General features: G+C 51.8%; 19 protein-coding genes. 2 read left to right on the top strand and 17 right to left on the bottom strand.

Going from position 1 to position 21771, the window contains the following annotated elements; translation table 11 throughout:
* Positions 1–46: 46 nt before the first annotated feature.
* Positions 47–481 (bottom strand): nitroreductase family protein, encoded by a 435-nt coding sequence (locus tag MKY74_RS20805; protein ID WP_244169145.1) that lies wholly within the window; start codon positions 479–481, stop codon positions 47–49.
* 563 nt (positions 482–1044) lie between these two features.
* Here MKY74_RS20805 and MKY74_RS20800 point away from each other — a divergent pair.
* Positions 1045–1608 carry an NAD(P)H-dependent oxidoreductase gene (locus MKY74_RS20800; RefSeq protein ID WP_076165436.1) on the top strand — a complete coding sequence of 188 codons (564 nt, stop codon included), beginning with the start codon at positions 1045–1047 and terminating at the stop codon, positions 1606–1608.
* Positions 1609–1692: 84 nt separating this feature from the next.
* Here the strand turns inward: MKY74_RS20800 and MKY74_RS20795 are convergent, their stop codons facing one another.
* Together MKY74_RS20795 and MKY74_RS20790 are read right to left on the bottom strand one after the other, a co-directional pair.
* On the bottom strand, positions 1693–2052 hold the full coding sequence (locus tag MKY74_RS20795; protein ID WP_076165438.1) for a winged helix-turn-helix transcriptional regulator: 360 nt from the start codon (positions 2050–2052) through the stop codon (positions 1693–1695).
* 129 nt (positions 2053–2181) lie between these two features.
* Positions 2182–3015: a discoidin domain-containing protein gene (locus MKY74_RS20790; protein ID WP_244169146.1), complete on the bottom strand. Its 834-nt coding sequence runs from the start codon at positions 3013–3015 to the stop codon at positions 2182–2184.
* 423 nt (positions 3016–3438) lie between these two features.
* Here MKY74_RS20790 and MKY74_RS20785 point away from each other — a divergent pair, with 423 nt between their 5' ends.
* Positions 3439–4377, top strand: coding sequence for a tyrosine-type recombinase/integrase (locus MKY74_RS20785; RefSeq protein ID WP_076165443.1), 939 nt, complete (start codon positions 3439–3441; stop codon positions 4375–4377).
* 125 nt (positions 4378–4502) lie between these two features.
* On the opposite strand, the gene MKY74_RS20780 is transcribed toward MKY74_RS20785, so the two are convergent.
* From MKY74_RS20780 to MKY74_RS20715, 14 genes are all read right to left on the bottom strand, one after another.
* Positions 4503–5912 (bottom strand): sulfatase-like hydrolase/transferase, encoded by a 1410-nt coding sequence (locus tag MKY74_RS20780; protein ID WP_076165446.1) that lies wholly within the window; start codon positions 5910–5912, stop codon positions 4503–4505.
* Entirely contained in the window at positions 5905–6792 is an 888-nt protein-coding gene (locus MKY74_RS20775) for an AraC family transcriptional regulator (RefSeq protein WP_076165449.1), read from the bottom strand. The genes MKY74_RS20780 and MKY74_RS20775 overlap by 8 nt, the downstream gene beginning before the upstream one ends.
* A gap of 30 nt (positions 6793–6822) precedes the next feature.
* Positions 6823–8241, bottom strand: coding sequence for a sulfatase family protein (locus MKY74_RS20770; RefSeq protein WP_076165452.1), 1419 nt, complete (start codon positions 8239–8241; stop codon positions 6823–6825).
* 14 nt (positions 8242–8255) lie between these two features.
* Positions 8256–8810 (bottom strand): adenylyl-sulfate kinase, encoded by a 555-nt coding sequence (cysC, locus tag MKY74_RS20765; protein ID WP_076165454.1) that lies wholly within the window; start codon positions 8808–8810, stop codon positions 8256–8258.
* A 17-nt stretch (positions 8811–8827) separates the two neighbouring features.
* The gene (locus tag MKY74_RS20760) at positions 8828–9832 is read right to left on the bottom strand and encodes a Gfo/Idh/MocA family protein (RefSeq protein ID WP_076165457.1); all 1005 of its coding nucleotides are present in this window, start codon (positions 9830–9832) and stop codon (positions 8828–8830) included.
* A complete protein-coding gene (locus tag MKY74_RS20755; RefSeq protein ID WP_076165459.1) occupies positions 9829–11247 on the bottom strand; it encodes a sulfatase family protein in 1419 nt (472 codons plus the stop codon). The genes MKY74_RS20760 and MKY74_RS20755 overlap by 4 nt, the downstream gene beginning before the upstream one ends.
* Positions 11248–11280: 33 nt before the next feature.
* Positions 11281–12084, bottom strand: a complete 804-nt coding sequence (locus MKY74_RS20750) for a sugar phosphate isomerase/epimerase family protein (RefSeq protein WP_076165461.1) — start codon at positions 12082–12084, stop codon at positions 11281–11283.
* A 57-nt stretch (positions 12085–12141) separates the two neighbouring features.
* Complete coding sequence (locus MKY74_RS20745; protein ID WP_076165463.1) at positions 12142–13248, bottom strand: Gfo/Idh/MocA family protein; 1107 nt, start codon at positions 13246–13248, stop codon at positions 12142–12144.
* Between the two features lie 168 nt (positions 13249–13416).
* Positions 13417–14124: a carbohydrate ABC transporter permease gene (locus MKY74_RS20740; RefSeq protein WP_341012834.1), complete on the bottom strand. Its 708-nt coding sequence runs from the start codon at positions 14122–14124 to the stop codon at positions 13417–13419.
* 197 nt (positions 14125–14321) lie between these two features.
* Entirely contained in the window at positions 14322–15188 is an 867-nt protein-coding gene (locus tag MKY74_RS20735; protein ID WP_076165466.1) for a carbohydrate ABC transporter permease, read from the bottom strand.
* 21 nt (positions 15189–15209) lie between these two features.
* Positions 15210–16541, bottom strand: coding sequence for an ABC transporter substrate-binding protein (locus MKY74_RS20730; RefSeq protein ID WP_076165468.1), 1332 nt, complete (start codon positions 16539–16541; stop codon positions 15210–15212).
* A gap of 167 nt (positions 16542–16708) precedes the next feature.
* Positions 16709–18223: a response regulator transcription factor gene (locus MKY74_RS20725; RefSeq protein ID WP_076165470.1), complete on the bottom strand. Its 1515-nt coding sequence runs from the start codon at positions 18221–18223 to the stop codon at positions 16709–16711.
* Complete coding sequence (locus MKY74_RS20720; RefSeq protein ID WP_076165472.1) at positions 18198–20027, bottom strand: cache domain-containing sensor histidine kinase; 1830 nt, start codon at positions 20025–20027, stop codon at positions 18198–18200. The genes MKY74_RS20725 and MKY74_RS20720 overlap by 26 nt, the downstream gene beginning before the upstream one ends.
* A 302-nt stretch (positions 20028–20329) precedes the next feature.
* The gene (locus tag MKY74_RS20715) at positions 20330–21742 is read right to left on the bottom strand and encodes an MDR family MFS transporter (protein ID WP_076165474.1); all 1413 of its coding nucleotides are present in this window, start codon (positions 21740–21742) and stop codon (positions 20330–20332) included.
* Positions 21743–21771 lie beyond the last annotated feature (29 nt).

The following is a 21771-nucleotide window of genomic DNA, read 5'->3' as shown; positions in this document are numbered from 1 at the left end:
GTTTCTCCGTTGGTTTCATCTGGAAAAGGTGGAATAACTCCCGGCTCTACATCATCGGCTCCGTGTCCCATAGGGTGCCAAGCTGCCGCTGCCAGGCAAGCAGCTGGAAGTTTTGCATGATCCCGCAAACTGCAGCGTAATTCATGTCATTTGTCCTTCTGTCCTCATTCGTGCTGGCAATAACAGCCAAATGACCGGGTATTTCCGTTACTCTTTTTCGGAAAAAATCCCGAATTTTTTCCGGCAGCCATTTGACCAGTTTGTTCTTCACCAAGGGCTCAAGCATGCAGGCAGCAAGACGTTCCCTGGATTCCGCCGTTCCTGCATATACGTACCGGTAACTTGAAGCCTCGCCGGAAGGATAAGGATATAAGCCCTGCGCTTCGCGGAGCAGCTCCCGCACAAGTTCCTGATCCACCTCGGGGGAGGATTTAAACCTGCGGATGCTTCTGCGCTCTTGGATGATTTTCGCCCATTCCATGATTCGACCCCTCCTGTTCATTCAGACTTGAAAACCGCCTATGATGTGATTCTCCACTCCTGACCAACGCATTACAGCCTCGCGAATCACTCGTCGGTTCCAAGTACTGCATCCCGGCTCGTTGTTATGAGTTGATTAAAACCATATGTTTCATTCGAAACAATAAATGTACGTGAAAGGAATGCTCATCGTTCTGCTTTTAGGCTATTCATGGAAAGATGATCATTTCAGAATCGATCGTTCCTTTTAAAGAGATAAATGTATGTTTCGGATAAAAAAATAATTTGATTGTAACAGTTAAAATGCTTCCGATACTCTCAATTATTTATTCATATGAAACAATATTATTGTATAGATTTATCCGGCCTCTGTCAATTCCGTTTCATGCCTGTATCGGTCATCCAGCTTGGGTACGTTGACGTAAGTCGTTTAAAGGCTCTGTTCGACGCGGTTCACACTTACCATGATGTTAGTACCTGTACTAAAAGTGCGTACTTACAGCGTGGCGGGGTATTTTTTATACTCAATACGAAGTCATTATCGAGCAAAGGAGGATCAATCCGATGAAAACCTTAGTGATCGTATCGCATCCAAGCATTGAAACGTCTGTCATTAATAAACGGTGGGTCCAAGAGCTCCATAAATACCCGGAAAAATACACGGTCCATGACTTGTACAAAGCTTATCCTGACCAATCCATTGATGTGGAAAAAGAGCAGCGTTTGGTGGAAACGCATGACCATTTGATGCTGCAGTTTCCAATCCAGTGGTTCAACTGTCCGCCTCTCCTGAAACAATGGCTGGACGAAGTGCTGGCATACGGCTGGGCTTATGGTTCGAACGGTGGCGACAAGCTAAAGAACCGCAAAGTCGCTCTTGGCGTCTCTGCAGGGATCAAAAAAGCGGATTACAGCGAAACAGGCAGGTACCGTTATACACTGGAGCAAATATTGGTTCCGTTTGAAACGACCTTCCGGTACTGCAATGCGGATTATCGTTCGGTTTTTGCATTCTACGGTACGGAGAGCGAGCCAGGTGAAAATGTGCCGGGCGCGGAAGCCGATCAGCCTGTGGACGAACTGGAACAAAGCGCGCGGAACTATTTGAAATTTATCGACTCCCTCTAAACCGGCAAATGGATGTGGCCATTAAAAAAGAAGTATCTCCCTGTACGGGAAATACTTCTTCTAATGAGCCGAATTACGGGATGCCTATCGCTGAACAGCCTCAAATCCAGGAACAAAGTTTTCCTCCCCCCACTCGCACATCAGATTCAGCACAGGGATGAGGGAAAGACCCCGTTCGGACAACGAATATTCGACCTTGGGGGGAACCTGAGGAAATTCCTTGCGTAAGACCAGACCGTCCGCCTCCATCTCTTTTAACATGACGCTAAGTGTTTTAAAGGAAATGGTTCCGATACTCCGCTGGAGTTCATTAAAACGCATCACTTGATGTTCGGACAACCAATACATGATGATCATTTTGTATTTGCCGCCGATTAAGGACAGTGTATATCCAAATCCGGTGTCTTTGAGCTTAACGCCGCCCGGAACACAGGTTTCCCGCACAGGAGCACCTTCCTTTCGCCAAGACGATCTGTCTCCATTATATAGGCTAAGTTCTTCAGCGTAAAAGGATATGCAGGGAATAACGGCGGCTTGCCCGGTAAACGATGCTTACCCATCAAAAGGTGTTGCCTATATATTTCTGCCGTATGCCTCAATCTGCGTCAGGGCCGGAAACGGCGTCTCATCGCCTTTGATCAAGCGCTTGAGCACCAGCCATTGGACCGTGCGGGGAGAGATGTCAAAGTATTGGATGCTGCGGATTTTTGCAGGATGGAGCTGCTCCTCTGACCCGTCGGAAAAAGCAACCGTGACTTCTTTCCACCAGCTGTCATGCGGAAAATCGCCGCGCAATACAAGGCCCAGCCGGTCAAGCTGCACCTTACGACCGAAATCCAGTGTCAGCTCGGCATCCGGCTGCTGGTTAATTCCCCAGGATTGATACGGGTAAGAACCGTGGCTGTAATTGGCATAGACGCCGTCGATGGCGTTGCGGGCAAAGAAGGTCGGGTCATTTCGGGTTTCGACATTCGCATGAGCATGCGGGAAAGCGCCAGAGTCGTGCTTCTGGTCATGAGGGTTTAAGGCCAGATTACGGTACTGGCTGATCTCATTCTCCGTCGCATACCGGGCAGTAACATAATGCTTCGATCCGGCAAAAGCGTTCTCGGGATACGCTCGTTTGTACGCCAGCGGAATCTCGTATTCCCATGTGGTTCCCTTGACATAAATGAAAGACGGATTGAGCGTCTCATCCATCTGAACCACGATATACGAATCCGGCTGTTCCATCGTGACTCTAAACTTGTCGCCCTCGGCGTACTCCACACGCTGGCAGGCCAGATGCGTAAACCCTTCTTCTTCCCGTTCTATCAAATGGACATGCATCGTTTGCGAATCGCTGTACTCCTCCGTCCTCACTTCATCTTGACGATTCAATAACTCGAGCTTGATTGTCGGCATCATCGTTCTCTCCCCATTTCAGAGTATCAAATGAACTTGATTGGATTGATATAAACTAATAAGAACATTATATAACGGTTCATATGAACGCTAAAGAGATTTTTTAAGATTATAGAATTTATAAATTTCAGCGAAGCTGAACCATTCTATAATCGCAAGAAAAACTTCAGCTAAACGCGGTCTGTCTTGTTTGAAGGTACGTCGATAGACGTTTTTCTTATCATCACCTGGTGATCCTTCAGCTTGATTTGGACAAGAAAATAATTGTAAAAGGTACGACAGACCCTGAATCGGCCTAAAATCCGGTCCCCCGTTTATTTGTGCCAAAAGCACCCTAATTCACAGCGTTTTTTGTTATACTAAAATTGCATTAAATCTATATTTAATGCAATTTATCTTTAAATCGATCAGGTGGGTGCCAAGCTGATGAAATATACGGAAGTTTTTGAGCAATATGAACGCGAAACGAAGCTGTTTGTTTCCTATATGAAGGATCGTGAATATTCACAAGAAACGCAGAATGCTTATTTTCATGATCTCAAGCATTTTTTGACGTCGCTGGACGGCAAAGCCGTTTCGGAAGTTTCAGAGATTGATGTGATGTATTTCCTGACCCGTGTGCGTGAGAGCGGCGCCGGCGCCCGGTACCGCAACCGGTGCCAGTCGGCCATCCGCCTCTTTTATAAAGTCATGATTCGATTCAAGTTAACGGACCATAATCCGGCGATGAATATTGAAAAAGCAAAGGTCGAGAAGAAAAAACAACCTGTGTATCTTCAAAAGCAGTTTCTCGATGCATGCCTGGGACTGGTTGAAGGAAGATATATGATTCGGGACGTTTCGATCGTCGCCCTGATGGCCTATGCGGGACTTCGTGTCAGTGAGATCGTGAAGTTAAACATTTCGGACTTCGATCAGGAAGGGAACAACATCGGTGTGCTCGGAAAAGGCGGGAAATGGCGCTACATCCCCCTCCCTGCCGAAATGACCAACTTACTGCAAACATGTCTGAGCGAGCGGATCCCTCCCCGGAATACCAAGGAAACGGCCTTTTTTATTTCCCAATTCCGGCGCCGTATCAGCAAACGAATGGTACAGAGTATCGCGGAAAAAACCTTTCAAGCCCTGTTCGAAAAGTATCCGCATTTATCGGGAAGAACGCTGTCCGCCCATAAGCTGAGACACTCTTTCGCTACGGATTTGCTGCACAACGGAGCCGACCTGCGGACGGTTCAAGAGCTGCTTGGCCATGAGGATATTTCCACGACCCAGATCTACACCCACGTATTGGATGAGGCCAAAGAGCGTGCGATGAATAATATCCGACCGGCCATTCCAGGGGAGTTGTTGAATGGGCAAGCTTAAACGGGCGGCAGAATTTATTTGGGGAACGCAAAAAGCTCCCGAATGACCGACCTGAGATGTGCAGGTCTTTTCATTGGGAGTATGAAGAACATAAGCTAATCTTGAGCCGATGGGGTCATCCGATGCTAATCGTTCAGCTTGGCCCCGCCCAGCAGCTGCCTCTGCATCCACTGGTTCGAGACGAGCGCATCCCCGTCCGCCTTTAGCCGATGATACAGCCGAGAGCGAAGTTCTTGCAGGATGCCGACATGCTCCGCTTCGCTGACGACATTATTCAGCTCGCCGGGATCAGATTGCAGCTGATACAATTCGTCGATATCCGTTGGATTCCAGATGTATTTCCACTGCCTGGTCCGGATCATACGCTGCGTATACAGGCCGAACTGCTGACCGTTGTATGTGGATACAACCGCGTCCCGCCACGGCTCAGTCAGTCCCTTTCCGGCAAGAAGCGGAAGCAGTGATCTCCCCTGCAAATGGCCGGGGTTACATAACTCAAGTCCCAGGATGGACAGAAACGTCGGAGGCAGATCCAGAAAATTATACACGAAATCATCGCAGGTTTGCCCGGGATGCCGAACGCCGGACCAGCGAATGATGAGCGGCACCCGAACGACGTCGTCATATAAAATATAGTGCTTATCCATCATGCCATGCGAGCCGCACATGTCACCGTGGTCTGCGGTAAAGATGACTATGGTATTCTCTGCGGCCCCCGTGCGTTCCAGCACATCCAGTACCTTGCCGATGGCATCGTCAAGCTGACTGATCAATCCGTAGTACCGGGCAACAATGGGCGCCCAGTCATCCCATGTAAAATGCTCCACGCCCCAGCTGAGCTGCTGCTGCCGCTGGATGTACGGCTTGCCCGCCAGTGTATCCCTGAATCCTTCCCATTCCGGCACGCCTGCAGGGTCGTACATGTCGGCAAACGGCGCGGACGGCCTGCACGGCAGGTGCGGTTCTGAGAAATGCAGCGCCATGTGCCAAGGCTTCCCGCTGGATTGAAGGCGTTCTAGTTCCCCGGCTGCACGGTCTGCAAACCAATGCGTCTTTGCGTCCTCCAGCGGAATGGGATTACTCTCGCCGAAGTATCCGTTTGTAAAATGCACGTCCGGGTACTTTTTCTTGGCATATTCGTCGTACTCCGCTTCACCGAGATACGAATGATATCCGTAGGCCGTCGCATCGTAATCGGGATTCACACCCCATTTCCCCATGAAGGCACAGGAATACCCGTTCTCTGCAAGCGTCCTCGCCCAGGTGTAGGCGTCAGGAGGCAGCGCCGCAACAGGAAGCGCCCCGCTGTAGTTCCACAAGGCGCCAAACGTTTCCGGCCGGCTGCCATGAAGCAGGGACTGCCGCGCCGGGCAGCAGACCGGCAGGGCGGAGTACGCATGCGAGAACGCCGCGCCGCCTGCAGCGAGCCGGTCCAAATTCGGCGTGCGGACCGGATGCCTACCACTGTAGCCCACGCAGTCGTACCGAAGCTGGTCCGCGGTGATCAGCAGTACATTGGGACGCTGATTACGCATGTGCACCGCTCCTGAACTCGCTCGGTGAGCAGCCGGCATGCCGCACGAAGAGCCTGCTGAAGAACGACGGATCGTCATAGCCGACGCTGGCGGCCACGGCAATCACCTTCTCGTCCGATTCGGCCAGCATCCGCTTGGCCCGTTCAATCCGGATTTCATGGAGGACGTCGAATACGCTCTTGTGGAATTCTTCCCTCATGATGCGGTTAAGCTGGCGGGTACTGACGTTAAATAAACCGGAAAGGGATTGGAGCGTAATTTTTTTATCGAAGCTGCGCTCCAAATAACCGTAGATCCGGCGGGCTGTCATCACCCGGTCCAGCTGGCGCGGCGAAGCATAGCTTTTACGGCTGTGCATAAGCGCGTAATATCGAGAGAGGAGCACCAGCAGCTCCACCAGCTGAAGCTTGATCACCGTCGTATGCCCCAGGACACGCGCTCCGATTTCCCGGATCATGCTGTCAAGCAGCGTAAGGACGGAAGCCGCTTCCTGTCCGAGCAGGTTTAAATGATGATTGAAGCGGACGTCATGCTTCAGGAAAGGATGCACATAGAAGTAATCCATCGAAGTGGTAATCTCCAGCTCCCTGAGCAGGGCGTCCGAAATGAAGGACGGCATGAACAGACAGTTGATGATTTCCATCTTCTCTCCTTGTTCCACGTCATAGGCATGTATCTCGCCCGGGTTGATAATGAACACGTCCCCTGCCCGGATGTCATAACGCGTTCCTTGAAAGATATGACTCCCTTTTCCCTTCACAACGTAGACGAGCTCGACGAATTCATGCCCATGCTCGGCAAGCGATCCCTGCTCGGTCCGTGTGATCCAGAACGGAAATTCTTCCTTCATGTAGCCCCGGCTATTGAGAATTTCCTGCACACAGCAGCACCTCCTTCTGACCGTTAGCCATTAATGGCAGGACGAAGCTGCCTGATCAAACCGCTCCCGCCGCGGATCCCGCTGCCATTCGTCCCAGCTCATGCCGGAAGCGGACAGAATTTGCTCGATCCGTCTCCGGAACGGCAGCCCTGCCTCGACGAGCTGCCGGATCATCGGATCCTCGCGGCCGCCGAGCTTGCTGCTGACCCATTCGCCGATTTCCTGTTCGAATTGATCGGCGAGCTCCGGAAGCTGATCCGCCAGATTGTCTTTTTCGGCGGGGTCGGCGATCAGATCATACAGTTCCCTTGGCGGACGGGTGAACGGCCCCGAATCGTACGTTCGGATGAACTTGTACCTCGATGTCCGAATGGCTCTGGCTGCCTGCCAGGCGCATTCGCTCAAAAATATTTTCTCCGCCGTTCCTTCGGCTCCTCCTCGAATCGCCGGCCATAAACTTTTGCCGTCCAACCCGATAGGATCAGTTAGCGGAGCAAGGTTAATATGTGAAGGGTGCTCTTGACGGATCGACTCCAGAACGGTCGGCAGCAGATCTACCTGCTGAACCAGCCCATGCACTCTCTTTCCGGATGGAATTCTGCCCGGCCATCGCATGATGAGTGGGACATGGACGGTCGGTTCGTACAATCCGCAGTGGTCCCAGTATATATCGTGCTCCGTCAGGCTTTCCCCATGATCCCCGAATAGAATCAGCAGGGTATCCTCGGCAATTCCCAGTTTCTCCAGATGGTCGTCCAGCTCCTTCAACCGGTCGTCTAAATACCGGATTTCTGCGTCGTAGAGCGCATCATAATAAGCACTGTCCGTTACCGGTCCGACCAAATCGTAGTGGTGGTGTTTAAAAAACGGATATGCCGGGTGATTATACGCCCGCTCCATGCTGCGGTTGGCCGGATCATAGGGATCACGGCCGCTGTCGTAAAATTCGGGAATATAGTCTGCCGGCGGCAAATAAGGCGTGTGAGCATCCCAGTAATGGAGGAACAGAAAAAAATTCTCCTCCCGATGCGCCTCAATCCACGGGAATGCCAGCTCGTTGACCGTCACGCCGTCGATCCAGCGGTTGCCGCCGACGCTGTTCGTATAATAGCGGTAACCTCTGGCGAACCATTCCTTCAATTGATACAAATTGTCTACCGCCGAGGTCGTGAATCCGGCGCTTCGCAGCATTGTCGGCAGCCATGGCACCGACTTCGGCAGGTGAGCAAGCTCGGAACCATGCGATACAACGCCTGTTGTGAGTCCGATTTTGCCCGTGAAGATCCCGGTATGCGCCACTTCCGTCGGAATATCCGCGGCATACGCCCGTTCGAAGAGAACGCCCTGGGCGGCGATCCGGTCCATATGCGGACTTGTCGGCTTGGTGTAACCATACCCGGTTAACCGGGAAGCGCGAAGCGTATCCAGCGAAATCAAAATGATTTTCATCCGTCTTAGTCCTCCTAAGGAGCTGCCTTTTTTAGCGGTGCCCTGCGATTCAGCCAGGATAAAATCTGATCGCTGTTGTGCTGAAGCGAATGGGATGATGTGCAAATCGTGATGTCGGGATCGGAAGGGATATCGTAAGGGTCGGATATTCCGGTGAAATGCTTCACCTCTCCCCGCCTTGCTTTGGCATACAGGCCCTTCACGTCACGCCGCTCGCATTCCTCCAAAGGACATTTAACATACACTTCGACGAAACCCGGAATTTCTTGCCTTGCGTAGTCTCTCATTTCAGCATATGGCGTGATGGCGGATACGAGCACATGGACCCCATTACGGGCAAGGAGCTTAGAGACGTAGGCGATTCTTTTAATGTTCTCAAACCGCTCCTCACGGCTGAACCCGAGGCCTTTGCAAATCGTTTCCCGCAGCTCGTCGCCGTCCAGCAGCTCTGCGCGGACTCCCCGCTGCAGCAGCTCATTCGCCACATAACGGGCCGTCGTCGTTTTGCCGGCGCCCGAAAGGCCGGTAAACCATAACACCGTTCCTTTCTCTTCCTGCCTTATATTCATCCTTAAGTACCTCCTGCTTATGGGCTGGTTGGCACCTCTACGGGTATTCCGCCGGACTGATGCGATCGGATAGCCGCTTCGATGACTTCCTGTGCGGCGAGCGCATCCGAGCCGGAAGCCTCAATGTCTTCCGGGGTAGCTCCTCTCTTGATCTGTTCGATAAAGCGGTTGATCCGGTGCTTGAACGTGTCGTCAAAACCCTGCATCCCGCCGAACAATGGATTGCGCAGCACCGTAAGTTCATCCGATTGATGCGGATAATACGTCATGCTCTCATAGACGTTGTCGATGACGATCCGGCCTGTGGTGCCGGCCGCTTCACAGAACTCGATCGGGTGGCGCATGGAGGCGTCGTAACTGCCGGTTAGATGACCGACTGCTCCTGAATCGAACTCCATGTTGACGGAAACGGTCGACCACGAATTCCGCCCCGGCGCTTTCGTCATGAATGCCTGCACCCGCTTCACGTCGCCGGCGAAGTAGCGCATGACGTCGATGGAATGCGGATGGAGCGCACGCATGTGCAGCCACTCCGTATCCTCCTGCCGGTTCGAAATGGTTAGCCGCATGTTCATATACAGCATGGAACCGAGCTTCCCTTGTTCGATGAGTTCCTTAGCCTTGTACGCGGCAGGCGTAAAGCGGTGATTCAGGTTGCAGGCGAGTCTTATGCCTTTTTCCCGGGCCAGGGCGACCATGCTGCGGGCCTCTTCGATCCGGTTCGATATTGGTTTCTCGACGAGCACGTCTTTTCCTGCTTCGATCGCGATAACGGCAGGCTCGAAATGATGGCTCCCTTTCTCAACCCCTGCCGTCGCCACGGCCACCATATCCACAGACTCTGCGGCGAGAAGTTCACGCAGATCTGTGTAGAAAGGAACGCCATGCTCGAGTCCCGCCGCTTCAGCGCGTTCCGCTATAAGGTCGCATACGGCGACAAGTTCCGTATCCGGGTGCTGCTTGTATGCCCGGCAGTGAATCTTGCCAATATGATTCACACCGACGACAGCAACCCTGATCATCGGGATTCCGCCTTTTCCTTCGCCTGCAGCGAACGCGCCTTTTTGATGGACCCGATGTGAAGGGAATCATACACTTCCTGGGACGAGGTGAATTTCTTGCCTGTTCCATGCCAATTCAGATTGGTATAGATCGGGTTGACTCTTTGGGTCTCATGCTCTCTCTTGGCGATGTGATCCTCCATCCGTTTCGTAAGCAACGCAACGACATCCGGCTCCTGCTCCGCGACATTATGATTTTCTTCGGGATCAAGAATGAGATTATACAGCTCCACCTCAGGCTTGAAATGGAAGTCCGGTTCAAGCGCCCGGATCAGCTTCCATTCCGGTGTGCGCCAGCCATGCTTGCGCATCCAGGTGCACTCGGTGATATAAAATTCGCTGATCCGGTTCCGCTCCTCACCTGCGATCGTCTTTCGCAGACTGCGACCGTCAAACTTCGTCTCCACCGGAATTTCCAGGAGATCCAGAACCGTAGGCATCACGTCCGAAATGACAGTGACGTCGGATACCCGCTTACCGGCCGGTACGCGGCCAGGAAACTTGATGATGAGCGGGACGACCAACGTGCAGTCGTACATCCCATGATGGTCGAAATAACAATCGTGCTCATACAGCGTCTCACCATGATCGGCGGTGATGATCACAAGCGTGTCATCCTCCAGGCCCATCGCGCTGAGCTTGGCAAAAATGGTTTGAATGCAGGCATCCATATAGGCAACAGCCCCGTCATACTGCGCGGTCACGTATTCCTGGTCGGTGACCCCTTCCGGAATCCAGGATTTCAAAAAATCGGCAAACGGTTTGAATGCGTAGACCGGTTCCATGGAGCGGTTGCCGGGATCTTTTTCGTCACTGCCGTAAAACATCCGTTCGTACGGCGCGGGCGGCAAATAGGGGGAATGCGGATCCATATGCCGCAAAAAGAGGAAAAACGGTTTGTTGTCTGCTGCCAAGCGTTCCAGCTCAGGTACGGCCACTTCGTTCAAATTTTGCGCTTTCGGCGTTCGTCCCGTTTCATCGGGCAGCCAAGCCTCGTAATCCAGATACGTACCGAATCCGCGCGAGGACGGATTGCCGGTAAAACCGATACAAGTCGTGTTATAACCATGATCGCCCAGCGTTTCAGCCAGAGTCTGCACATGATCGCCCAATGGTCCTTCATGGCGGAGTGCCACGACGTCCGTTCCGAACACGTCCATGCCGGTCAGCATAGACGCGTAGGCCGGAGTGGTCGGAATGCTGGGGCTGAAATGCTTCTCGAACAGGACGCCATCCTTTGCCACGCGGTCGATATATGGGGTCGTCAGCTTTTCGTAACCATACGAGCTCATATGATCACGCCGGAGGCTGTCGATGCCGAAAATAATGACGTTTGACTTACGCTTAGGCTCATTCTTACGCTTACGGTTGCTCATGTCGATTGAGTTCACTCCTTACCAAATATGGATTTACCGCGCACCCAAGTTCTTGAGGATCGCGTTCAAGTAGCCGTACGATTCAGCCGCAACGATGGATACCTGCGCCAGCGAATGCTTCGGTGAAGCGCCGATGACCTCTAACACGACCGGGCCGTCATACCCGCCGTCGACCATGGCTTTACAGTAGCCGTACAAATCAATGTCTCCTCTTCCGCACGCCTGCAGCTCGATCGGACCAGGGCCTTGGTCCTTCCCAAGGCAGTCACGGATATGGATGTGTTTTACTCGATTTAACACGGCTGGAAGCGCCTCCTCGGCTTGCTCGCCGGCGCGGTGAATATGGCTCGGGTCCATGTCAATGCCGAACGCCGGGGATGGGATAGCCTCCATGGCTCGCAGCGTTGTCGGCGTATTGTGGATCGCGTTGCCTACATGGGCTTTGACACACAGCGTTACGCCAAATGACGCTGCTTTCTCAGACATGCTGGCCAGCTTATCGATCGATGCGGCGAGGTCTTCCTCGACATTCATCTTGCCCCCTGGACCGACGTTCACGATCGGAATCTTCATCTCGGCGGCCGCCTCGAACGCGGGAAGCAGCCGCTGCTCATCGAGCGATGCCACTTCCGTCGAAAGAAGGGACAGGCCGTTCTCTTGTACGATTTCGAGCAGCTCGTTCTTCTGCTCCTTCCAGCGGCTAAGGTCCAGATGTTCGCACATCCCCTGGATGGCGGCAATCTCGACTCCGTCGTAACCGCAGAGCGCGATTTGCTTCGCCGCTTCCGCAAAGCTGAAATGCTTGAATAATACGGAATTGACCCCTAACTTGATCATCTCGGGTTTTCCTCCTTGTTCTTCGAATATTCGAATAATGGATATCATCCGGATTTCTTACTTCAAATACAGCGGATCTCCATGCAGCGGCGGCAGCGGATGCGGCCGAACGACTTCACCGCCGAGTTCGTAGGACTCCTGAACCGCATGAACGTATTCCAATACGGCCAGTGCATCGCGGCCGCTGGCGCGCAGCTGGTCCTGAGACACTTTGTTCTCTACATCCTCCAGGAAGGCGTGCAGCCGGTTGTTGAACGTCCGGTTAAAATCGTTTGTTCCAAAATCGGTGACGATCGGCTCCGGTTGAACGCTGATTGCAGCGATGCCCTTCTCCGCTTTCCAGAATGAAACCTTCTCGACGCAATTTTCGATGCAGAATGTTCCCTTGGATCCAGCCACCTCCAGGCTCCACCAGCCGCCGAGCCCATATACCGCATCGCCCCGCTGGCTAAGCAGGTACCCGACGCCGCCATTCGCAAACTTGACATGAATGCTGTTGATGGACACCATCACGTCTCCGGCGCTGCGGCGGAACCCCGGCCGGTCCGAGAACGTTTGGATGTGGGTGATGTCCCCGCAGAAATGCCGCATCACACTGAACGGATGGGTCAGGAACGCCCGCATGTGAAAATACGGATGCCCGCTGATTTTCGCGGAGCCGGCAGGCGCATAATTCGCTTCCCCGCCGTTGAAGCCCATCTTAGCGAGACAGTACACAAGCTCGCCGATATCTCCGCCGTCCACGTAAGCCTTCGCCTTCTCTGCAGGAGCGGTGAAATAGTGATTCAGGTTGCATCCGAGATACACCTTCTGCTTCTCCGCGAACGCAACGAGTTCGCGGCCTTCACGGACATCATTGCAGAGCGGCTTTTCGACGAGCACATGCTTGCCGTAACCGATCGCTTCCATCGCCGGTTCGAAATGCCAGCTTCCGTTATCAATCCCTCCGGTCGTAATGTCCACGACCTGCAAATCCGGCTCGTTCTCGATCATGTCCTTCAAGCTGTAATAGGCTTTGACGCCGTGTCTTTCCGCAGCGGCATCCGCGCGTTCCCGAACGACGTCACATACCGCTACAACATCCGCCAATTCGTCATCCTTATAACAATTGGCGTGGTTATTCCCGATTCCATTCATGCCGACGATTCCGATTTTGACCGCCATTTCCTCATCCCTTTCACCCGTTATAGATTCGCTGCTCCACAATTAGAAGATCTGTAACCGTTTTCTAATAACATCATAATCCCCGTGTTTTTCTGATTCATGGTCGATCGGGACAGAAACCGCACCGATCCGGACGATTTGTGATGCACATTTAGCCGGGTCATTCTTCTAGCCTTTGACCGCCCCTGCCGTCATCCCCGCCACGATTTTCTTGTTAAAGAAAATAAAGAGAATGAGCGGCGGGATCGAGATCAGCACGATGTCCGCAAACAGCAGGTTCCACGATGTCGTGAACCGGCTCATGAAATTGTACAGCGTCAGCTGGATCGTGGCGTTGTCCGCGCCGGGGAAAAAGTAAAGCGGATTGACAAAGTCGTTAAACACATTGATGGACGTCAGCACGATCACAGTCGAGGTCACCGGCTTCAATAGCGGAAAAATGATGCTCAAAAATAACCGGCCGCCGCCGCATCCGTCGATCAAAGCGCTCTCATCGACTTCACGGGGGAGCGTCGCCACAAACGCTTTGTACAGAATCGCCGCAAACGGAAAATGAAGCGCGACTTCGATAAGCGTGATTCCCGCCAGCGTCTTAAACAAGCCGATGGAATCGAGCACCCAGATCGTCGGCACGATGGCCGGCGGGATCATCAGCCCGGCGAGCACAAGAAAATTAATGAAGGAGGACGTCCTCCCTCCTTCCCTGCGCTGCAGCACGAAGCCAGCCATCGCCGCCACAATAATGAGGATGCTGATGGACAGGACGGTGAGCAGCGTGCTGTTGATGAATGCGCGGATCAGCATGTAATCCGAGGCGGTCAGGACGGCTTTATAATTGTCCAGGAAATGAAAGCTGGTCGGCCAAGCCATGCTCATATCAGCAGATTCCGCCTGATTCTTAAGCGAATTGATGATGACAAAGTAAAAGGGAATCCAAAAGATCAAGGTACTCAGAAGGAGTGCCACGATACCCACAGCGATTTTCCTCACCAATTTAGATAGCCTGCCGTCAGCGCGCTCACTCCTGCTACCGCGGATGCCCCTGATCATGTGATTGCTGCTTATACCTTTGCTCATAAGTTCACCTCGCTTTTCGTCAGGAACTTATAGAGCGGAAACGCCAGCACCGAGACGGCGATGAACAAGATCACGTTACCGGCCGTAGCGAGCCCATAGAAACCGGCCTGGTACTGCTTGTAAATAATGGAGGCGATCAGGTCGGTCGTAAAACCGGGTCCGCCCTTCGTCATCGCCCAAATCAAATCGAAGGAGCGCAGGCCGCCGATGAATGCAAGAATAATGACGGAGTTCATGGCCGGCCGGCTCAGCGGCAGCGTAATGTTCCAAAAAGCGGAATAGTTGTTCCCTCCGTCAATCTTCAAGGCTTCGTAATATTCCTGGGGAATCGCCGATATCCCTGCGATATAGATGACCGTAGCGACGCCGACGCCCTTCCAGACATCGACCATCGCAACGGACAATAACGCGATTTTTGTATTGCCCAGCCAATCCGGACCGGTGATGCCGAGAGAGGCCAGGACGGTGTTGAACATCCCGTGCGAAGGGTGCATCATCGTGGAAAATGCGATCCCCACAGCGATCGTACTTAACAAGGTCGGAAAGAAAATAACCGAACGCAAATAGTTTTTGAACAAAATCCTGGACGTAAGGAAGGCACCTAGCAGAAGACCAAGCACGACTTTTAACCCGCAGGTCACGACGGCATACACGAGCGTGTTCCGGAATCCGATGCTCAGCGACGTTTCGGAGAAAAACGTGGCATAGTTCTCAAAGCCGATATACGTCCATTTTGTTAAGGTCCATCTCGTCATGCTGAAGAAAAACGACAGGATGGTAGGGAGCAAATAAAAGACGAAGTAAATGATGCCGGCTGGCAGTAAAAAGAAATACGAATACGTTCTCATCTTGGTTTTGGTCATGAAGTTCTCCTTTCTCGGCGGTTACCAGCCAGGAAGGTTCAGCTGCTGCGCCTGTTTCTCCACGTCCTTGTCGTAGTCTTCGGCCCCTTTCTTGCCTGTGCTGATGCCGCTGCCGACAGCGACCGTAATGTTTTCGAGGTTCGGCCCTTTGACCGGGGAGACGAATTCTAGCGCTGGAGCAGTGTGCCCCTCGTCGAAATAATGCTGCATGTCTTTTACGGCACCGTAAGAATCGTCCGGCAGTGTGGCGCCTTTGATCACGTATGGTCCAGCCGCTTTCACCTTGGAAGCGAATACGGCCTGACCTTCCGGAGAGACAAAATAGTCCACCCATTTCTTAGCCGCGTCGGCATTTTTAGTGTCTTTGTTGATATACAGGCCGCTCGGCATCCATATGGTCAGCCCGTTTACGTCCGCGCTGTCGCTCGGCTGGGCGAAAAATCCGATGTCGTCGATCTGGTCCGGCGTATTGGCCATGATCGTGTCGAGTCCGCTGGACAGCATCGGGTAATGCACGCCTTCGCCGGTGGCCAGCATTTTCAGCGCCACGTCATAGGTCGTTGCCAGAAAATCCTTATTCATATAGCCCTTCTTGTACACTTCTTCGATCTTTTCGAAGCCGCGAAGAGCCGCAGGCGTGGTTGCATACTTGACCTTGTTGGCCGTGTAATCCGCCGCGAAATTCGGCACTTGCGCCTGAACGTTATAGAAGTCGGCCAGCACAAACAACTGTGAAGTCCAAGTATCCTTGTAGGAAGCGAGAACGGCGGTTTTGCCCGCTGCTTTGATCTTTTCGTTGTTGGCCATGAACTCATCCCATGTTTTCGGTACGGATAAGCCAAGGTCGGCGTAAACCTTTTTGTTGTAGAGAATGCCCCCTGCATTGGTGGATCCCACAGGAGCGCCGTATACTTTACCGTTGGATGTGACGACCGTCTTGAAGGAATCGAGCACATTCGCCATAAAAGGTTCGCTCGTAACATCCATGAAGTGCTCTTCCGGATTTAGCGCCAGAAAAAGCGATCCGGTGTTATATACGAGCAGATCATCCATATCGCCGGTGGCCAGGCGCGTCTTGACCAGATTGTCGCCTTCCCCGCCGTCCGGTTTAATATCGAATTCGATAGCGATATTCAGCTTTTTCTCGGCCTCTGCCGCTACGGCTTTCAGCGCCTCCAGGGTTGTACCTGTGTTGCCGACCATCAACGTCAGCGTCGTCTTTTTCGAAGTTGAACCGGCGGTTCCGGTATCGCCTTCGGCGGCATTGCCCCCTCCCCCGCAGCCTGCAAGCAGTGTCATCATCAACACGATACTGGTAACGAATGCAAGCGGTTTGCTCTTCGTCGTCTTCATGTTTATACAACCTCCCTAACTGATTCCTTCATTGGATCCTGCGGATTGCTCAAAGGTTGAATGCGTTTTCGATGGGAGAAACGATGCAGCATCAAGGGCCCGGGTTCCCTCGTAAATTAAGATTAGATGGATTACGGGTGGGTGAACACCTGTGCTTTTGCCCATTTTTAGGGGGTGAATTTTCTTTTTTGCATTTGAGCGTACGTTTTAGGGGGGGCGCCGACGATTCGTTTGAATACTTGGCTGAAATGCTTTGGATCCTCATAACCGACAAGTCTGCTGACATCCGTGATGCGGGCTCCCTCACTCAGCAGCGTTTTGGCTGCTTCGATCCGGTGCCTGATCAAATAGTCTGAGAAGGTGTACCCCGTCTGGGTTTTAAACAGGCGTGACAAATAACCGAGGCTTACGTGATGTTCCGCGGCAAACTGCTGAAGTGAAAGATCATGCTCATAATTCGAATGGATATGATTTAACAGAATGGGGACAAGATCCTTGGGTTTCTGATCTAAAGGTGTCTGCCCGCCGAACAGCCCGAATACTTTACGGGTGAGCCAGCCGGACAATTCATCATACGTAGTGAATTCGTGAAGTACATGCATGTCGTCATGGAGCGCTGCGATCCGGGTGTCCCGCTTGGTAGAAGCATGAAGGTTATATTTGAGCGAATAGAAAAGATCACTAATGAACAGCGTAAGCTGCTTCAAAGTCAGTTGATGATGCTTCAATTCATGAACTATGCTCTGAATCGTATCTTTCCCCTTTTGAATTTCTCCCTGTGCGATAAAATTTTGGAGCAGCCTGGCACGATCCCATATTTCGCCGATTTCAGCCTCTACAGTGCATGTGTCTGGCGTTACGTATGTGGACATCCCGAACTTCTTCTGCTCCTCGATCATTTTGTTCAGTGCCGTATAGCTGGAGTGCAGGGGCTCCCCCTTCATCTTGATGACGTAACCCATGTGCACTTGAATTCCGGAACGGATCAATTGTTGATAGAGCATTTGAAGGCAGGACGTACAATATGCAATAAGCTGTTCATCCTCTAAGGCTGCAAGCAGAACCTTCCGCTTCGCGCCAACGTCGATGCCGTAGAGGTCTTGTTCCCGCAGCCGCTTGAGAAATACCGATCGTACGCTGCCGAGCGCTGTATCCTTCCCGCCCTCTTCCGAAGCATGACCATCTATTTGCAGTAATGCTGCGAAATATAGGCTCCCGGTAACCGATGCCGTATACTCATTCTCCGGGGTCTCTGGAGACAAAAGCATCTGTGTGACGGCTGCATGCATACGTTCGGTTTTTCTTTTCGTATCGTTTGTAATTTGAAGAAGCGTTTGATCGATGGCCGCGTATAAAACCTCCTTGCGCACAGGCTTCAGCAAATAGTCGATGACTCCCATTTTCATTCCCTGCTGGGCATAGGTAAATTGGTCATGCACGCTCAGCACGATCGCTTTAAGGTCTGGGTGGACGCCGATTAACGCTTTGATCAATTCCAGCCCGTCCATCCCCGGCATCGTGATGTCGGTCACTAATAGGTCGGGCGTGTTCTCATAGGACGCGGCCAACGCTTCATCTCCGCTGCTAAATGCAAAAATGCGGTGCTGCGCTTCATAGATCCGGAACAATTCGACGAGCTCCGCAAGCGCCCAATGCTCATCCTCCACCAGAAATATATTCATCCGAAGCCTCCTCCTTATTCCAACTGTCGTGATGCCTAAACGGTAACGTAATCCGGATGATCGTCCCTCCACCCTGGCTGCTCTCCAGCTCCATCCCGTATTCAGCCCCATAGAACAACCGAATCCGTTCACGGATATTGCTGAGTCCGATGCCATACGGCTGGTCTTGAATGCGGCGGCTCGATTGTGCAGCATGCTGGAGTGCGCTCCGCAGCCCTTCCAGCTGCTCCTTGTCCATACCTTTGCCGTTATCAGACACCTCGATGACGAACGAGCTGCCGTTTTGCATCGCCCGAAGGTCAATCCTTCCGCCGGACTTCATGTTACCCAGTCCATGGATGATGGAGTTTTCGATCAGAGGCTGTATCGTTAATTTCAATACCGATGCATGGAGCAGATGCTCAGGGACGGACACGTGAAGCTCGAACCTGCTGCCGAAACGGTGATGCTGGATGTTCATGTAATTTTCGATATGGTTCAGTTCCTCTTGAAGGGGGACCGGGTGCTGCAAATTTTTCATGCTGTACTGGAACAGCTCTGCGAGCGATTCCGACATTTCGGCAACCTCCTCGATACCCCGGACACGGCTGATTGACTTCATGATGTTCAGGGTGTTGTACAAAAAATGAGGATTGATCTGCGCCTGCAGCGCCGATAACTGGGCATTTTTCTCCGCCAATTTGGATTCGTATACTTCGTTGATCAGGCGGGAAATGCTGTCCAGCATGTTGTTGTAAATCCGGCTCAGCCTGCTGATTTCGTGATTTCCTGTAACGGACATGTACTGGCTGAAATCGCCCTGCTCGACCCGCGTCATTTTCTTCATCAAGTTACGCAGCGGAATCGTGATCTGGTGAGACAAAAGATAAGACACGAAGGCGATCAGGACTGTGGCGAGCAGCCCGGCAAGAGCGAGAATATACTGCGACTTCTTCTGTTTGGACAGTAAAAAATCTTTCGGCGTAAGAATGACCGTATTCCATTTGGTATAATCCGAATGTTCGATCGTGTACAGGTAACGCTGCCCCATCCACGTCAGTTCCCCCGAGTGAGGCGATTTCTGAAATGCGGACTTGCCCAGTCCCGAATGGGTGTTTCCGGTCAGTTCGTCCTTGTCGTCGTAAACGATGTCTCCCTGGTCCGTCACAATGAGAACCCTCATGCTCCGTTCAAATTCGTTGGCATCGGACATGACGAGCATGTCGTTAATCACGTTCACATTGATGTTGATCTTCATATACGCGAGGGTGTCCCGATAAGGGATGCGGTTGATGTTCCGCACGAATGAAATGACCTTCTCCCGGCGGTCTCCTCCGGTATTTTCCTCACAGACAGGCAGTAAAATGAACTTGTTTGTCATGATTTCGGCTGTTCGGGGATACCAGATTTCATCTTCCAGATGAAAACTGACTTTTGGTCCGCTGGCTTTCGATACAAAATAAGCATTATGGTCCAATGTAAACAGGTAAATGCTCTGCAATTGGGATCTCGACTGTAAATGCGTGAACAGCCGATTGTTGATCGTGAGCTCGATTTCGTTCTGCTCCACAGGATCGTCGGAATGGTAATGATCGATCAGGCTGTTCTGGATGATGGAATCCCCGATGATCGACACGGATAATTTTTCAATGTCCTGAACATACAGCTCGAACGTCCTGCTGAACTGCCTCGTAATCGTATCCGATAGTGCGAACGTTTGGCTTTTGATATCGCTTACATTTTTGTAGTCAAACATCAGGCAGGTCAACGTCACGATAAACAGGGATACCGCCGAGAATGCGATAAACATTTTTGTTTTCAGCAAATAATCGTTCCACCGTTTGATAGGGCTCTCCTCCCTTTATCCATGCCGTGTTCTTGAGGAAATCCTTGTGGAAATCCTCCGGTTCAGATCGTTCTGATCAGATCACCACCTTCCTCCAAATACTTCCGGTTGTCTTTCTTTGGATGCCTATGCGCCGGATGATTGTCCTGTATTCGCTAATCGCCGTCTGGAACCCTTGTCACGCAAAAAAACGAATGCCAGGTGGCATCCGTTCCATATGGAAGCTGCGTGAATGGCAGCAAAAATGACTGCATCCGCCTTTGAATGTGAAGAGATGATCGTTATGATGCGCTTTTTTTATGGGTAAGGAATAGACCCGGGATGCAGATTACCGCAAGGACAACGGCGGATACCAAGAATCCTGTATGATAACCCTGTAATCCGTTCGCTATCGTTGGCTGCATTCCTTGGAGGGCCGCTGCGACGACAGTTGCGATAACCGCTGAACCAAAGCTTGAACCCAGGTTTTCAATCATATTGATCCCGACACCTGCTTGCGGAAGTTGTTTGCTGTCCAGTCCTGTATAAGCGTCACTCGTAAGCGGAAGCATAATTCCTCCAAAGCTGGTACCCCGGATGAACAAGACGATGGAAATCCAGATCATGCTTGTATGATCGGTGATAGAGATTAGCGGAATGGAACCAATAAGCGATATGACAAGGCTGACCAGAACTACGTATTTCGCGCCGATCCGATCAATCATTTTTCCGATCAGCGGCCGGGTAATGAGCATCCCGACACCTTGGGGAATTAACGCAAGCGCGGCCTCAATGGCGGTAAAATGCCGGAAGTTTTGGAAGAACAACGGCAGGATGATCATCGGACCCATGACGGCAATATTCGCCAAAAACAAGCCGATACTCGCAGCCGTGAAGCTCTTGTGTGTAAATAAATTCATTGGAAGCACGGTTTGATTTTTTCGAATCCGATTATAAGCGAAGTAAATGACGGCTAAGGCAAGACCCATGCCCACCCATAGGATAGTTTCACGATTGTTAAAGGATGCATGGTCCGCTGCTTTCGTAATGCCGTAAATCAGGGCCGCACTCATGAAGGACAAATCAATAATTCCAAAAATATCGAGTTTACTGTCTTTGTCAAACGGTTCAAAGTCGGGAATCTTTTTCATCATCAGAGGCGCAGCAATCAGAACAATAAACACGTTAATAAAGAATATCCAATGCCAAGAGGCGCCTTGAACGATAAAGCCCCCGATGACTGGCCCTAGAATTGGTCCAAAAATCATAGGCGTGCTGACGATGGCCATCACTTTCCCCACATTTTCAGGACCTGCTGTTTGAACCAACAGGGTGGACATGAGCGTCGTTATGATCCCCGCGCTGAATCCTTGAAGCAGACGAAAAAAGATGAAACTGGAAATATCCCAGCTTACGCCTACTAACACCGAAATGACACCAAAAGCGATGACTGCTCCGATAAAGATTTTCTTTCCGTTACATGTATTCATAAGCCATCCGGATACCGGAACCGCAATCGCAAGGGCTAAAACATACCCTGTAATGGACCACTGAACGATATCCAGCGTCGTATTGAAATCCTTGGTTAGCTGGTCGATGGCGATGTTCACCATCGTTGAGTCCAGCATTGGGGCAATGGCTCCGAGAGCAATCGCCCAGGCGGCAATTAACATTTCTTTGGGCAATCCTGGTTCCTTGGCTTTGACTTTTGCCATGTTCATCACCTCACAGAAGGTTGTTGTTT

Source organism: Paenibacillus sp. FSL R5-0378 (genome assembly GCF_038009285.1).
GTDB classification, from domain to species: Bacteria; Bacillota; Bacilli; order Paenibacillales; family Paenibacillaceae; genus Paenibacillus_AQ; species Paenibacillus_AQ favisporus.
This window is presented reverse-complemented; position numbering and strand designations above follow the sequence as displayed.